Source organism: Streptomyces sp. NBC_01450 (assembly GCF_036227505.1).
Lineage (GTDB): Bacteria > Actinomycetota > Actinomycetes > Streptomycetales > Streptomycetaceae > Streptomyces.
Window position 1 is genome coordinate 7,601,261 of the sequence record NZ_CP109480.1, and the last position, 14,516, is coordinate 7,615,776.

The 14,516-nt window shown below is 70.3% G+C and carries 9 protein-coding genes and 3 tRNA genes; 7 read left to right on the top strand and 5 right to left on the bottom strand.

Annotation, left to right across the window (positions count from 1 at the left end):
• Nucleotides 1-5: 5 nt before the first annotated feature.
• The 4 genes from OG568_RS33780 to OG568_RS33795 all read left to right on the top strand — a co-directional run bounded on the left by OG568_RS33780 (nt 6) and on the right by OG568_RS33795 (nt 6,263).
• Complete coding sequence (locus OG568_RS33780) at nt 6-1,343, top strand: deoxyguanosinetriphosphate triphosphohydrolase (protein WP_329534278.1); 1,338 nt, start codon at nt 6-8, stop codon at nt 1,341-1,343.
• A 91-nt stretch (nt 1,344-1,434) separates the two neighbouring features.
• A complete protein-coding gene (locus OG568_RS33785; protein WP_329534279.1) occupies nt 1,435-2,700 on the top strand; it encodes an NAD(P)/FAD-dependent oxidoreductase in 1,266 nt (421 codons plus the stop codon).
• Between the two features lie 144 nt (nt 2,701-2,844).
• Nucleotides 2,845-4,752 carry a DNA primase gene (dnaG, locus tag OG568_RS33790; RefSeq protein ID WP_329534280.1) on the top strand — a complete coding sequence of 636 codons (1,908 nt, stop codon included), beginning with the start codon at nt 2,845-2,847 and terminating at the stop codon, nt 4,750-4,752.
• A gap of 200 nt (nt 4,753-4,952) precedes the next feature.
• Nucleotides 4,953-6,263: an RNA polymerase sigma factor gene (locus tag OG568_RS33795; RefSeq protein WP_329534281.1), complete on the top strand. Its 1,311-nt coding sequence runs from the start codon at nt 4,953-4,955 to the stop codon at nt 6,261-6,263.
• 292 nt (nt 6,264-6,555) lie between these two features.
• On the opposite strand, the gene OG568_RS33800 is transcribed toward OG568_RS33795, so the two are convergent.
• The 4 genes from OG568_RS33800 to OG568_RS33815 all read right to left on the bottom strand — a co-directional run bounded on the left by OG568_RS33800 (nt 6,556) and on the right by OG568_RS33815 (nt 12,407).
• Nucleotides 6,556-8,484, bottom strand: coding sequence for an ABC transporter ATP-binding protein (locus OG568_RS33800; protein WP_329534282.1), 1,929 nt, complete (start codon nt 8,482-8,484; stop codon nt 6,556-6,558).
• Complete coding sequence (locus OG568_RS33805; protein ID WP_329534283.1) at nt 8,484-10,217, bottom strand: ABC transporter ATP-binding protein; 1,734 nt, start codon at nt 10,215-10,217, stop codon at nt 8,484-8,486. The genes OG568_RS33800 and OG568_RS33805 overlap by 1 nt, the downstream gene beginning before the upstream one ends.
• 215 nt (nt 10,218-10,432) lie before the next feature.
• The gene (locus tag OG568_RS33810; protein WP_329534284.1) at nt 10,433-11,887 is read right to left on the bottom strand and encodes an FGGY family carbohydrate kinase; all 1,455 of its coding nucleotides are present in this window, start codon (nt 11,885-11,887) and stop codon (nt 10,433-10,435) included.
• Nucleotides 11,888-12,101: 214 nt separating this feature from the next.
• On the bottom strand, nt 12,102-12,407 hold the full coding sequence (locus tag OG568_RS33815; RefSeq protein ID WP_054233549.1) for a hypothetical protein: 306 nt from the start codon (nt 12,405-12,407) through the stop codon (nt 12,102-12,104).
• A 145-nt stretch (nt 12,408-12,552) separates the two neighbouring features.
• Here OG568_RS33815 and OG568_RS33820 point away from each other — a divergent pair.
• The 3 genes from OG568_RS33820 (at nt 12,553) to OG568_RS33830 (ending at nt 12,942) form a co-directional block, all read left to right on the top strand.
• Nucleotides 12,553-12,625: transfer RNA gene (locus OG568_RS33820), tRNA-Asn, on the top strand.
• 5 nt (nt 12,626-12,630) lie between these two features.
• Nucleotides 12,631-12,703 (top strand) — tRNA-Asn (locus OG568_RS33825).
• A 165-nt stretch (nt 12,704-12,868) separates the two neighbouring features.
• A tRNA-Ile gene (locus OG568_RS33830) sits at nt 12,869-12,942 on the top strand.
• 225 nt (nt 12,943-13,167) lie between these two features.
• Here OG568_RS33830 and OG568_RS33835 read toward each other — a convergent pair.
• Complete coding sequence (locus OG568_RS33835) at nt 13,168-14,247, bottom strand: glycoside hydrolase family 5 protein (RefSeq protein WP_329534285.1); 1,080 nt, start codon at nt 14,245-14,247, stop codon at nt 13,168-13,170.
• Nucleotides 14,248-14,516: the final 269 nt, after the last annotated feature.

The following is a 14,516-nucleotide window of genomic DNA, read 5'->3' on the forward strand; positions in this document are numbered from 1 at the left end:
GGTACATGGACGGCACCGCACCCCTCTCCGACGAGTACGACCCGACGTCAGTCGAGCGCTGGGCCGTAGAACCCGACAAACGTCCCGGCCGCACCGCCTTCCAGCGCGACCGCGCCCGCGTGCTGCACTCCTCCGCGCTGCGCCGCCTCGCGGGCAAGACCCAGGTCGTCACCCCCGGCACCCGCAGTCAGGCCTGGGACGCCAGCGCCCGCACCCGCCTCACGCACTCCCTGGAATGCGCGCAGGTGGGCCGCGAACTCGGCGACGCCCTCGGCTGCGACCCCGACCTCGTCGAGGCGGCCTGTCTCTCCCACGACCTCGGCCACCCGCCCTTCGGGCACAACGGCGAACAGGCGTTGAACGAGTTCGCGGAGGACTGCGGCGGCTTCGAGGGCAACGCGCAGTCGCTGCGCCTGCTGACCAGGATCGAGCCCAAGCGCTTCGTCCGCTCCGACGCCGTTGCATCAGCCGGTGGGGCGGCGGGGGACGAACTCGTCAGCGTGGGACTGAACCTCACCCGCGCCGCCCTCGACGCCGCCACCAAGTACCCCTGGCCGCGCGGCGCCCACCCCATCGACCCCGCCTCGCCGAAGTTCGGGACCTACGAGGACGACCGGCCGGTCTTCGACTGGGTCCGCAAGGGCGCCCCCGGCACCCGTACGTGCTTCGAGGCCCAGGTCATGGACTGGTCCGACGACGTGGCGTACTCGGTGCACGACGTCGAGGACGGACTGCACGCCGGCCACATCGACCCCAACTGCCTGCACGCGGAACCGGAACGCGAGGAGATCTTCAAGGTCGCCATCGGCCGGTACGTGCCCGCGGACACCGACCCGGCCGAACTCTCCGAGGCCCTCGACCGGCTCCTGGAACAGGAGTGGTGGCCGCACGGGTACGACGGATCGGCCGTCGCGCAGGCCCGGTTGAAGGACGCCACCAGCCAGCTCATCGGCCGCTTCTGCCTGGCCGCCGAGGGCGCCACCCGCGCACGGTACGGCGCCGGCCGGCTCACCCGGTACGCGGCGGAACTGGTCGTCCCGCGCGCAGCCCGCCACGAGTGCGCCGTCCTCAAGGCCGTCGCCGACCGGTACGTCATGCAACGCGCCGAGCAGGAGCGGCTCCGCGCCGATCAGCGGATCGTCGTCGCCGAGCTGGCCGAGGCGCTCACCGCCCGCGCCCCCGACGGTCTCGACCCGCAGTTCCGGGCGCTGTTCGACGCCGCCGGGGACGACCGCGCACGCAAGCGGGTGATCGTCGACCAGATCGCCTCGCTCACCGACGCCTCGGCACGCTCACTGCACCACGGGCTCACCACCCGCCCCACAGGCGGCGGCGGAGTGTGACCCTGCGTGGCCTGATCGGGCCACACCCTCTTCCCGCATCACGCTGCGTGCGGGACGCTCGCTTGGCGACAACGTTACGAGGAGGCATCAAGTGGTCGACGCGGATCAGACATTCGTCATCGTCGGAGGAGGCCTGGCCGGCGCCAAGGCGGCCGAGACGCTCCGAGCGGAGGGTTTCACCGGCCGCGTGATACTGATCTGCGACGAACGTGACCACCCCTACGAGCGCCCGCCGCTCTCGAAGGGCTATCTGCTGGGCAAGGAGGAGCGGGACAGCGTCTTCGTGCACGAACCCGCCTGGTACGCGCAGAACGACGTGGAGCTGCACCTCGGTCAGACCGTCGACGCCATCGACCGCACGGCGAAGACCGTCCGCTTCGGCGACGACGGCACCCTCGTCCACTACGACAAGCTGCTCCTCGCGACCGGCGCCGAGCCGCGCCGCCTCGACATTCCGGGGACGGACCTCGCGGGCGTCCACCACCTGCGCCGCCTCGCCCACGCCGAACGTCTCAAGGGCGTCCTGGCCGCGCTCGGCCGTGACAACGGGCACATCGTGATCGCGGGCGCGGGCTGGATCGGCCTGGAGGTCGCGGCGGCGGCCCGTGAGTACGGCGCCGAGGTCACCGTCGTCGAACACGGGCCGACCCCGCTGCACGGGGTCCTCGGCCCCGAGCTCGGCCAGCTCTTCGCCGAACTGCACCGCGAGCACGGCGTCCGCTTCCACTTCGGGGCCCGGCTCACCGAGATCGTCGGCCAGGACGGCATGGTGCTGGCCGCCCGCACGGACGACGGCGAGGAGCACCTCGCCCACGACGTCCTGGCGGCCATCGGAGCCGCGCCGCGCACGGGCCTCGCCGAGGCCGCGGGCCTGAAGATCGCCGACCGGGCGTACGGCGGGGGTGTCGCGGTCGACGAGCGGCTGCGCACCTCCGACCCCGACATCTACGCCGCCGGTGACGTCGCCGCCTTCCCCCACCCCCTCTTCGACACCCGGCTGCGCGTCGAGCACTGGGCCAACGCCCTCAACGGCGGACCGGCGGCGGCCCGCTCGATGCTGGACCGCGGGACGGCGTACGACCGCGTGCCCTACTTCTTCTCCGACCAGTACGACGTCGGGCTCGAGTACTCGGGCTGGGCGCCCCCGGGGACGTACGACGAAGTGGTGATCCGGGGCGACGCGGGCAAGCGGCAGTTCATCGCCTTCTGGATGAAGGACGGACGGGTGCTGGCCGGGATGAACGTGAATGTGTGGGACGTCACGGAACCCGTCCAGCGGCTGATCCGGTCCCGGGCGCGGGTGGACACCGAGGCACTGGCGAACCCGCACGTACCGCTGGAGAGCCTCGTTCCCTGACCGATCAGAGGTCCCTGCGACGGACGGCGGTCATCGACTGTCACACCACCCCCGGCTGTGATTCCCGGGGGGGCAACCCCCGGACCCCCGGCCGGGGCGTTCGCCTCGCCCAGGAGTGTCAGTCCGGCCCCGTAGAATCACCTCGTGGCTGGAAGGATCAACGACGAGGACGTGAAGGCGGTTCGGGACGCGGTCCCGATCGACGCCGTCGTGTCCGAGTACCTCCAGCTGCGCAACGCGGGCGGCGGAAACCTCAAGGGGCTGTGCCCCTTCCACGACGAGAAGTCCCCGTCCTTCCAGGTCAGCCCCAGCAAGGGCCTCTTCCACTGCTTCGGCTGCCAGGAGGGCGGCGACACCATCACGTTCGTGATGAAGGTCGACCACCTCACCTTCTCGGAGTCCGTCGAGCGCCTCGCCGGGCAGGCCGGCATCACCCTGCGTTACGAGGAGGGCGGGTACAACCCCTCCCACCAGCGAGGCGAGCGGATCCGCCTGGTCGAGGCGCACAAGATCGCCGCCCAGTTCTACGTCGAGCAGCTCGACACCAGCCCCGAGGCCGACGCGGGCCGCAAGTTCCTCGCCGAGCGCGGTTTCGACCAGGCCGCCGCCGCGCACTTCGGCGTCGGCTACAGCCCCCAGGGCTGGGACCACCTCACCCGCCATCTGCGCGGCAAGGGCTTCAGCGACAAGGAGCTGCTCCTCTCCGGCCTCTCCCAGGAGGGCCGCCGGGGCCCCATCGACCGCTTCCGGGGCCGCCTGATGTGGCCGATCCGCGACATCGGCGGCGAGGTCGTCGGCTTCGGCGCGCGCAAGCTCTACGAGGCGGACAACGGCCCGAAGTACCTGAACACCCCCGACACCGCGATCTACAAGAAGTCCCAGGTCCTCTACGGCATCGACCTCGCCAAGAAGGACATCGCCAAGGCCAGCCGCGCGGTCGTCGTCGAGGGCTACACCGACGTCATGGCCTGCCACCTGGCCGGCATCACCACCGCGATCGCGACCTGCGGCACGGCGTTCGGCAGCGACCACATCAAGATCCTCAGACGCCTCCTGATGGACAACGGCTCGGCCCGGGTGATCTTCACCTTCGACGGCGACGCGGCGGGCCAGAAGGCCGCCCTGCGCGCCTTCGAGGACGACCAGAAGTTCGCCGCCGAGACGTACATCGCCATCGCGCCGGACGGCATGGACCCCTGCGACCTGCGCCTCGCCAAGGGCGACGAGGCGGTCGCCGACCTCGTCGAACCCCGCACGCCCCTCTTCGAGTTCGCCCTGCGCCAGATCATCCTGCGCTACGACCTGGAGACCCCGGCGGGGCGCGCCGCCGCGCTCGACGAGGCGGCCCCGATCGTCGCCCGCATCAAGAACAGCGGCGCCCAGCACGAGGTCGCCGTGCAGCTCGCCGGCATGCTCGGCATCCTCGACACCCAGTTCGTGGTCAAGCGGGTGGCCCAGCTGGCCCGTTGGGCCCGCGACCGCGGCGGCAAGGGCCCGGCCCCGGCAGCGAACGGGCAGCGCCCCCAGCCGGCGTACGGCGCCGTCCAGAGTTCCGCCGGCGGCCCGGCGCTCAACCTCCGCAACCCCGTCTTCGCCACCGAGCGTGAGCTGCTCAAGCTCGCCCTCCAGCGACCCGAGCTGGTCTCCCCGGCCTTCGACGCCTACGGGATCGACGAGTTCACCGCCTCGCCCTACGCCGCCGTACGCCTGGCGATCATGGAGGCGGGCGGCGCCGACTACGGCACGCAGGACCCCCAGGAGTATCTGGTCCGGGTCCGCGAGGCCGCCCCGGACGACGTGGTCCGTTCCATGGTCACCGAGCTGGCCGTCGAGGCGATCATGCGCAAGACCGTCGACGAGACCTACGCGGGCGACCAGCTCGTCATGGTCCGCCGCCGCGCCGTCGAGCGCCGCATCGTGGACGTCCAGGGCGCCCTGGCCCGCGCGAGCGCCCACGGCGACCCGGCCCAGCTGGCGGCCGTGCAGAACGAGTTGTGGGTGCTCCAGCAGTACGGTCAGGCGCTGCGCGAGCGGGGCGCGGAGGCGCTCTGAGGCCGCCCTGCCCGGTCCAAGGCCCGGGCTGCCCGGATGGGCCCGGCGCACATGCCAATCCCGTACGCCGTTCAATCGGTTTCGCGCGCGCTGAGCTGCGCACTCGGACGGCACGGTAACCACCGGGTCACCGACCGGAAGCAAAAAGTCACCGCACGCCCCTCGTGGCGGCGATGTGTCGTACTCCACACTGGGTTGCGGTGCCTGAGTCCTCGGAGCGCGGCCGACCCGCACGCGACGGGTTTCCGATTCCCGCGGTTCCGCCAAACGACTACGGGATGGACAGCGGCGAGGCCGTCGACCCCATCCCCGACGTACCGCTGCCGCACGCCTCAGCAGCGACATCCCTGGAGGTCGCCCCCGTGCAGACCCAGACCCTCACACAGACCGAGAACCTCACGGACACGGATACGGACGCCGAGCCCGACGTCGTCGCGGCGGTGCCCCCGCAGAGCCGTGTGGCGCACCACCCCGAGACGGAGCCGGACGGGCCGCCGGCGGACGCCGTCGAGGCCGAGGCCGAGCCCGTCGAGGTCGAAACCGAGGCCGAGGTCCCGGAGCCCGTCGAACTGCCCCGAGGACGCGGTACGGACACCGGAGGCCCCTCCTCGGACCTGTTCCGCCAGTACCTGCGCGAGATCGGCCGCATTCCGCTGCTCACCGCGGCGGAGGAGGTCGAACTCGCCCGCCGCGTCGAGGCCGGGCTCTTCGCCGAGGAGAAGCTGCGCCTCACCCCCGACCTGGACAGTCAGCTCGCCCTCGACCTCGACAAACTCGTCGTCATGGGCCGCATGGCCAAGCGCCGCCTCATCGAGGCGAATCTGCGCCTGGTCGTCTCGGTCGCGAAACGCTATGTGGGCCGCGGGCTCACCATGCTCGACCTGGTCCAGGAGGGCAACCTCGGTCTGATCAGGGCGGTGGAGAAGTTCGACTACGCCCGTGGGTACAAGTTCTCGACGTACGCGACCTGGTGGATCCGGCAGGCCATGTCACGGGCGCTCGCGGATCAGGCCCGTACGATCCGAGTCCCCGTCCACGTGGTCGAGTTGATCAACCGGGTCGTGCGTGTCCAGCGGCGGATGCTGCAGGAGCGCGGCTACGAACCGACGCCGGACGAGGTCGCCGCGCACCTCGACCTTCCCGGTGAGCGGGTGAGTGAGGTGCTGCGCCTCGCCCAGGAGCCGGTGTCGTTGCACGCGCCGGTGGGGGAGGAGGACGACGTCGCGCTCGGCGACCTGATCGAGGACGGGGATGCCACCTCGCCGGTGGAGTCCGCGGCCTTCCTGCTGTTGCGGGAACACCTGGAAGCGGTGCTGTCCACGCTCGGCGAGCGTGAACGCAAGGTCGTGCAGCTCCGGTACGGGCTCGCGGACGGGCGCCCCCGCACGCTCGAGGAGATCGGCCGCATTTTCGGCGTCACCCGCGAACGCATCCGCCAGATCGAGTCCAAGACCCTCAACAAACTGAGGGACCACGCCTTCGCGGACCAACTCCGCGGCTACCTGGACTGACCCGACGTCTCTCGCCCCCGCCGCCCCTACCCGTCCCATCCCTACTTGGGGGCTCCGCCCCCAAACCCCCGATCGGCCTGAACGGCCTCGTCCTCAAACGCCGGACGGGCTGAAGATGCGCGCCAGCGCCCTCAAGGGGCGCGGGGAACTGCGCGACCAGCCCCCACCCACCCGCAGCCGAAGAACCCACCCGGGGGGTCTGGGGGCGGAGCCCCCAGGTTGAGGATGGGTCGGGTAGGGGCGGCGGGGGCGAGGAAGCACCTCCCCGCACCCGCCTACCCAACCCCACCCGCTAGTCGACCTCCGCCACCGCCTGGGCGAACTGGGCCTTGTAGAGGCGCGCGTACGCACCGTCCGCCGCCAACAGCTCCGCATGCGCGCCCTGCTCGACGATCGACCCGTTCTCCATCACCAGGATGGTGTCCGCGTCCCGGATCGTGGAGAGCCGGTGGGCGATCACGAACGACGTCCGCCCGTGCGCGAGCTTCGCCATCGCCTTCTGGATCAGCACCTCTGTACGGGTGTCGACGGAACTGGTCGCCTCGTCGAGGACAAGGATCACCGGGTCGGACAGGAACGCCCGCGCGATGGTGATCAGCTGCTTCTCACCCGCGCTGACCCCCGTCCCCTCGTCGTCGATGACGGTGTCGTAGCCCTCGGGGAGCGTACGGATGAAACGGTCCGCGTGCGCGGCCCGCGCCGCCTCCTCGATCTCCCCGCGCGTGACCTCACGCGAGGCCCCGTACGCGATGTTCTCCGCGATCGTGCCGCCGAACAGCCAGGTGTCCTGGAGCACCATCCCGATGCCGGCCCGCAGTTCGTCCCGGGACATGGACGCGATGTCGACGCCGTCGAGGGTGATCCGGCCGCCGGTGACGTCGTAGAAGCGCATCAGAAGGTTCACCAGCGTGGTCTTGCCGGCGCCGGTCGGGCCGACGATCGCCACCGTGTGGCCCGGCTCGACCTTCAGCGACAGGTCCTCGATGAGCGGCTTCTCGGGGTCGTAGCGGAAGGACACGTTCTCCAGCGCCACCCGCCCGCGCAGCTCGTCGGGGCGCGCCGCCGGCACCGGGTCGGCCTCCTGCTCCTCCGCGTCGAGGAGTTCGAATATCCGCTCCGCCGACGCGACACCGGACTGCACGAGGTTCGCCATCGAGGCGACCTGCGTCAGTGGCATCGAGAACTGGCGGGAGTACTGGATGAAGGCCTGGACGTCGCCGATCGACAGCGAACCGGACGCGACACGCAGTCCGCCGACCACCGCCACCAGCACGTAGTTCAGGTTCGACACGAACATCATCAGCGGCTGCATGACCCCGCTGTTGAACTGCGCCTTGAACCCGGCCTCGTACAACTTCTCGTTCTGCTCGGCGAACTGAGCCGCCGACTCCTCCTGCCGCCCGAACACCTTCACCAGCGTGTGCCCGGTGTACATCTCCTCGATATGGGCGTTGAGCTTGCCGGTGGTGCGCCACTGCTGCACGAAGTGCGGCTGCGAGCGCTTGCCGATGCGCGTGGCGATGAAGAAGGAGAGCGGGACCGTGACGAGCGCGACCAGCGCGAGCAGCCACGACACCCAGAACATCATCGCGAGCACACCGACGATGGTCAGCAGGGAGTTCACCAGCTGGCCCATGGACTGCTGCAGGGTCTGCTGGATGTTGTCGATGTCGTTCGTGGCGCGGCTGAGCACCTCACCGCGCTGGCGCTTGTCGAAGTACGACAGCGGCAGGCGCGAGAGCTTCGCCTGCAGGTCCTCACGCATGTGGTAAACGGTCTTGTTGACGGCCCGGTTCACCAGGCGCGTCGCCACCGCCATCAGCAGGCCGGCCAGCAGGAACGTACAGAGCGCGAGCAGCAGTACGTTGCCGACGGCGTCGAAGTCGATGCCCTTGCCGGGGGTGAAGTCCGTGCCCGCGAGCATGTCGGCCACGCCGCCCTCGCCGCGCCGCCGCATACCCGCGAGGACCTCGGCCTTGGTGGCGCCGGCCGGCATCTGCCGCCCGATGATGCCCGCGAAGACCAGGTCGGTGGCCCTGCCGAGGATCTTCGGCCCGACCACCGAGAGCCCCACGCTCAGGACGACGGCGACCAGCATCCCGTACATGGTGCCGCGTTCGGGTTTGAACTGGGCCAGGAGCCTCTTCCCGGACACCTTGAAATCCATTGAGCGCTGATCGGGGCCGCCCCCGGCCATCATGCGTCCCATGGGCCCGGCCATCAGGCGGCCTCCGCTTCCGTCAGCTGGGAGAGCACGATCTCCCGATAGGTCTCGTTGTCGGCCATGAGCTCGTGGTGACGCCCGGTGCCCACCACCCGGCCCTCGTCGAGGACCACGATCCGGTCGGCGTCACGGATGGTCGACACGCGCTGGGCGACGATCACCACGGTCGCCTCGGCCGTCTCCTGGGAGAGCGCCGCGCGCAGCGCCGCGTCGGTCGCGTAGTCGAGCGCGGAGAAGGAGTCGTCGAAGAGGTAGATCTCGGGCCGCTGGACGAGGGTGCGGGCGATCGCGAGGCGCTGGCGCTGACCGCCGGAGACATTGGTGCCGCCCTGCGCGATCGGCGAGTCCAGACCGTTCTCCAGCCGCTCCACGAAGCCCTTGGCCTGCGCCACCTCCAGCGCGTGCCACAGTTCCTCGTCGGTCGCGTCCGGATTGCCGTAGCGGAGGTTGGTGGCGACCGTCCCCGCGAAGAGGTACGGCTTCTGGGGGACGAGTCCGACCGTCTTCGCGAGCAGCTTCGGCTCGACGGTCGCCACGTCCACGCCGTCGACGAGGACTTCTCCGTCGGTGGCGTCGAAGAGCCGGGGCACGAGCCCGAGCAGCGTCGACTTGCCGCTGCCCGTCGACCCGATCACGGCGGTCGTCTCACCCGGCCGCGCCACCAGTTCGATGGACTTCAGGACGGGCTCCTCGGCGCCCGGATAGCGGAACCCGGCGCCGCGGATCTCCAGGTGGCCGTGGCGCCGCAGTTCCACGACGGGCGCGCTCGGGGGCACGACGCTGGACGAGGTGTCCAGGACCTCCTGGATCCGCTCGGCGCAGACCTCCGCGCGCGGCACCATCATGAACATGAAGGTGGCCATCATCACGGACATCACGATCTGCATGAGGTAGGCGAGGAAGGCGGTCAGGTCGCCGATCTGCATGCCGCCGCCGGCGATGCGGTGGGCGCCGAACCAGACCACGGCGATCGACGAGAGGTTCACGACGGTCATGACCATCGGGAACATCAGGGCGAGCATCCGGCCCGTACCGAGGGACACCTCGGTCAGCTGGGAGTTGGCGGACTCGAAGCGGTCCTTCTCGTAGTCGTCCCGGACGAAGGCGCGGATGACGCGGTTGCCGGTGATCTGCTCGCGCAGCACCCGGTTCACGGTGTCCAGACGCACCTGCATGGTCCTGAACAGCGGGCGCAGCCGGCGCACGATCAGGGTCACTCCGATGCCGAGTACCGGCACCACGGCGACCAGGACCGCGGAGAGCGGTACGTCCAGGCCGAGGGCCAGCACGATGCCGCCCACACACATGATCGGCGCGGACACCAGCAGGGTGAACGTCATCAGGGCGAGCATCTGCACCTGCTGGACGTCATTGGTGGTGCGGGTGATCAGGGACGGCGCCCCGAAGTGGCCCACTTCGCGGGCGGAGAAGGACTGCACCCGGTCGAACACGGCGGCCCGGATGTCCCGGCCGACGGAGGACGCCGTACGGGCGCCGTAGTAGACGGCGCCGATGTTGCAGAAGACCTGGACCAGCGAGATCCCGATCATCAGGGCCCCGAAGGACAGGATGTAGCCCGTGTCTCCCTTGACGACACCGTTGTCGATGATGTGCGCGTTCAGAGTCGGCAGGTACAGGGTGGCGCAGGTCTGCAGGAACTGCAGCAGCACGAGGAGAGCGATGGGTTTCTTGTACGGACTGAGGTAGGTCCGAAGGAGTCGTATGAGCACGCGGCTTCTCTCGGAGTCGTCGACGGCAGTGCGGTCGGTGGTGCACCACCCCCTATCGTCGGACACTCCACCCGCGTTACCTCAACCGATTAATCCAAGAGCAGACCAAGAGCGGACCGGAACAGGACCTTGAGACGTACGTCATAGGACCCATGCGGGCCTGTACGCCCACCGGGACATCCCTCCGCATTCCCTCCGCGCTCCCTCTACGCCCCCTATGACCGGAATGCCCCCGGATGCGTCTGTTCCCGTACGGCCACGTACTGCTGCCGTACGGCCTGACCCACGGCCAGTTCCTCGCCGGGCTCCAGAATCTGGGCGACCGCACCCTGCCAGACCGGTGGCAGCTGGGGGTCGAGCGTGCCCTGCGAGACGCCGAGCGCCCAGGCCGCCTGGCGGGCCGCGCCCAGTGCCGCGTAGTCCGCCGGCTGGGGGACGATGACCTGCGCGCCGAACAGCGCGGGCGCCGCGGCCTGCACGGCCGGCAGCTCGGCGGCCGCTCCGAGCAGGAACACCCGCCGTACGTCCACGCCGCGCCCGCGCAGCACGTCGAGCGCGTCCGCGAGCCCGCACAGCATGCCTTCGAAGGCGGCCCGCGCCAGGTGCTCGGGCCGCATCGACTCGCGCCGCAGCCCGGCGAGGGTCCCGGCGGTGTGCGGCAGGTTCGGGGTCCGCTCGCCCTCCAGGTAGGGCAGCATGACCAGCCCGTGGGAGCCGGGCGTGGACTTCATCGCGAGCTCGGACAGGCTCTCGAGGTCGGGCAGGCCGAGCAGTTCGACGGCGCCGCGCAGGGTCCGTACGGCGTTGAGGGTGGTCACCACCGGCAGATGCATGCCGGTCGCGTCCGCCAGTGAGGTGATCATGCCGGAGGAGTCGACCAGCGCCTCGGGGTGTACGGCCATCACGGACCCGGAGGCACCGAGGGACACGACCGCGTCCCCGAGCCCGATGCCGAGCCCGAAGGCCGCCGCCATGGTCTCTCCGGTACCCGCGGAGATCAGCAGCCCCTCGGGTGTCGTCCCCGCCGCCTCGGACGGGCCCAGCACATCGGGCAGCGCGGCCTGGTGGCCGAGCGCGAGCTCGACGAGATCCGGCCGGTAGGAGCCGGTCGCCGCCGACCAGTAGCCGGTCCCGGAGGCCCCGCCCCGGTCGGTGGTCCGCCGCAGCGGCCGCCCGAGCAGCTGCCACACCAGCCAGTCGTGCGCCTGCAGCAGCATGGCGGTGCGCAGCGCGGCGTCGGGCTCGGTCCTGTTCAGCCAGCGCAGCTTGGTCACCGGCTGGGCGGCCTGCGGTACACAGCCCACGGCCTGCGCCCACGCCTCGCGCCCGCCGAGCGCGTCGATGAGATCGGCGGCGGCGACCTGTGCCCGCTTGTCACCGCCGACCATGGCCGGCCGCACCGTGTTGCCCTGCGTGTCCAGCGGAACGAGCGCGTTCTGCTGCGCGGAGACGCCGATGGCCTGCACGCCTTCGAGCAGCCCACCGCCGGCCGCCTCGCCCAGGGACAGCAGCCAGGCCTGCGGATCGACATCGGAAGGACGGCCGCCGCCTTCGGTGTTCTCCACCGGATGCGGCGCATACCCCTGCCTGAGCACGGCCCCCGTGTCCGTGTCGCAGACGACGATACGAGTGAAATCGGGCGAACTGTCCAACCCGGCGACTATCCCCATGGCGGAAATTCTGCCGTACGGCGGGGGATGGGCGCGCCGGGCGGGGCGGTGCCGAGCGGGACGCGGGGTGCGCGCCGGGCCGGGGGCGCAGGTCGGACCGGGTGACGCGCCCGCCGGACCCCGTCCGGGATCACTCGCCCCGCCCGCCGGGAGTCGTTCGGTTTTCGGCCGGTGGGGGCCGGGTGCGCGGTTCCTCGAGCTCCTCGCGGGGTCACTACGTGTTGCTGGTGCCCCAGTCGTCCTCACGGGTGCCGTTGGTGTTGCGTTCGCGCAGCGAGCGGACGCGGGCGGTGACCGAGTCGGGGACGTGGTCGCCCACCTTCTCGCCGACCGTGTGGAACGCCTTGCCCGCGATCTCGCGCCCCTGCTGGGCGGCGGTCTCGGCGGTGTTGCGCACCGCGGGGTTCTGCGCGACCTGGCGCGCGGACTTCTTCAGCTGCTCGTAGCGCTCGCGCCCGGCGCGTGTGCCGAGCACGTAACCCAGAGCCAGTCCGGCGACGAATGTGAGCCGGTAGCGCATGGCGGCCACCCTTCCCTTGCGTCGGCATCGGTGCGGGGGGAACCGATTGGCGGAGCACCCCCCTGCTTGCGCTAATGTATGTGTCGCAGCGAGCGCACGCCCCCTGGCGAATACCCGGGTAGGTGCGTTCGATGCAACGAGGCAATCCTCCGTAGCTCAATTGGCAGAGCAGCCGGCTGTTAACCGGCAGGTTACTGGTTCGAGTCCAGTCGGGGGAGCGCAGTCTCCTGTAGCTCAATTGGCAGAGCAGCCGGCTGTTAACCGGCAGGTTACTGGTTCGAGTCCAGTCGGGAGAGCAACGGAAGAGGACCCCTCCGGGGTCCTTTTTCATGTCCGGGGGAACCGCGCAGTCCATGCCGAAGTCCTCATGGTCATGCGTTGCCGACCATCCGAAGCAGGAGATCGTATGAGCGGCTATGCTGCGGCAGACGGCGCGCACAAATGTGCGCGACGCGCCGTAAGGGGCGGTAGCTCAGCCGGTTAGAGCAGCGGACTCATAATCCGTCGGCCGTGGGTTCGAGTCCCACCCGCCCCACCCCGCGCTACGCGTGAAGAATCGATGCCGCCTGCGCGTTCATGGTTCGCCAGCAACAAGGTTGCGGCCCCCGGAGCTGATCCGGGGGCCGCAGTCGTGCGTTTCGCTCGCTTTGCACTCGTCCGGGGTAATCGCCGAGGGACGGCCGTTCCTCGGCGCGAAATCAGTTCGAACGAAGAGCGGCTCGATCGGCCCCGTGCGGGGCGGACGGGCCCTGAGGCCGCGTCAGGGCTGGACGGGCTTTCCGCGGCCCCAGGCCCAGGCGAGGCGGTCGGCGCCGGACTGGTTGGTGGTGGCGAGCCAGGGGCGGGCGGAGGTGCCGGTCAGGGTCTGCAGCGAGTACGTGTCGTCGGTGCGCAGGCCGGGCCAGTAGACGGAGCCCATCTTCAGCTCGCGGAAGGTGTCGGTGACGGCCTGGACGTAGTTGACGAAGTTGTTGGAGGCGTCCGGCTTGTCGTAGTCGAGGCCGGTGGTCATCGGGGCGCCGAACTCGTCGGCGACGGTACGGCCCGCGCAGTCACCGATGCGCTCCTTGAGGTCGGACACCCACTGGTCGTAGGTGGCGTAGTCCTTCCAGAACCCGTAGTGGTGCAGGGAGAGGTAGGTGCCCTTCAGGCGGGGGTCGGCGCAGACGGAGGTGACGTGGTCGTTGTAGCCGGCGCCGCTGACGAACACCCGGTCGCGCGGGACGGACGGGTAGGTGGCCAGCCACTGGGCGGCGATGTCGGCCCACTGGGCGTCGGTGTAGCCGTGGGGCTCGTTCATCGGCTCGAAGTAGACCCGCTTGTCGTTCTTGTAGGTCTTGACCACGGTGTTCCACATGGGCCAGAAGGTGGCGGGGTCGTCGATGAAGCCGTCCTTGCGGGCGCCCGTGCCCTCCCAGTAGGAGACGATGACCTTGAAGCCCTTGTCCGACGCGGCGTCGATGACCCCGCGGTACGACTTCCAGTACGAGCCGTTGACGGTGTACGGGTTGATGGGCAGCCGAACGGTGTTGGCGCCGAGGTTCGCGCGGAACGCCGAGATGATCCGGCTCGCCTTGGTGTAGGTCTGGGCGTAGCTGTCGGAGGTCGACAGGCCGGACAGGACGACGGGGTCGTCGGCGAAGTTGTCGCGCGGGTCGGCCCAGTTCACGCCTTTGAACTGGGTCGTGTCCTTGCTCGGCGCGGCGTGCGTGGGGCTGCCGGCGACGGCCGTGCCGCTGGTCGCGGCGAGGGCCGTGCCGCTGGTGCCGGCGATCAGGAGCGCCACGAAGGCGGCGCGCAGACGGGGCGTGAGGCGGGTTCTGGCGGGGGTGTTGCGCATCGACTTGCCCTTTCAGGTGACTGCGACTCGGTGCCCGGCGGAGCCTGCGCGGGGCTGAGCGGCCGTCGGAAGGTTCGCCGGGCCGGACGGGACGCGTGGTGCGTCGGCTCGCCGTCGTGGGTCCGGTGACGATCGGTGGTGCTGTATCGGTGGTGCGGGTGGGGCTTGGCGTACTCAAGACAGGTGCGGGGCACGGTTCTTGTCGGTTCGACCGGAACGCTGTGTTTACGTAAACATCGGCCGGCACGGCGAGGCCTGATCTCGTGGCC

Coding starts and splice junctions, on each gene's coding strand:
- OG568_RS33780 (WP_329534278.1), top strand. CDS start 6: ATGGACGGCACCGCACCCCTCTCCGACGAGTACGACCCGACGTCAGTC.
- OG568_RS33800 (WP_329534282.1), bottom strand. CDS start 8,484: ATGGCCGGGCCCATGGGACGCATGATGGCCGGGGGCGGCCCCGATCAG.
- OG568_RS33810 (WP_329534284.1), bottom strand. CDS start 11,887: ATGGGGATAGTCGCCGGGTTGGACAGTTCGCCCGATTTCACTCGTATC.
- OG568_RS33815 (WP_054233549.1), bottom strand. CDS start 12,407: ATGCGCTACCGGCTCACATTCGTCGCCGGACTGGCTCTGGGTTACGTG.
- OG568_RS33835 (WP_329534285.1), bottom strand. CDS start 14,247: ATGCGCAACACCCCCGCCAGAACCCGCCTCACGCCCCGTCTGCGCGCC.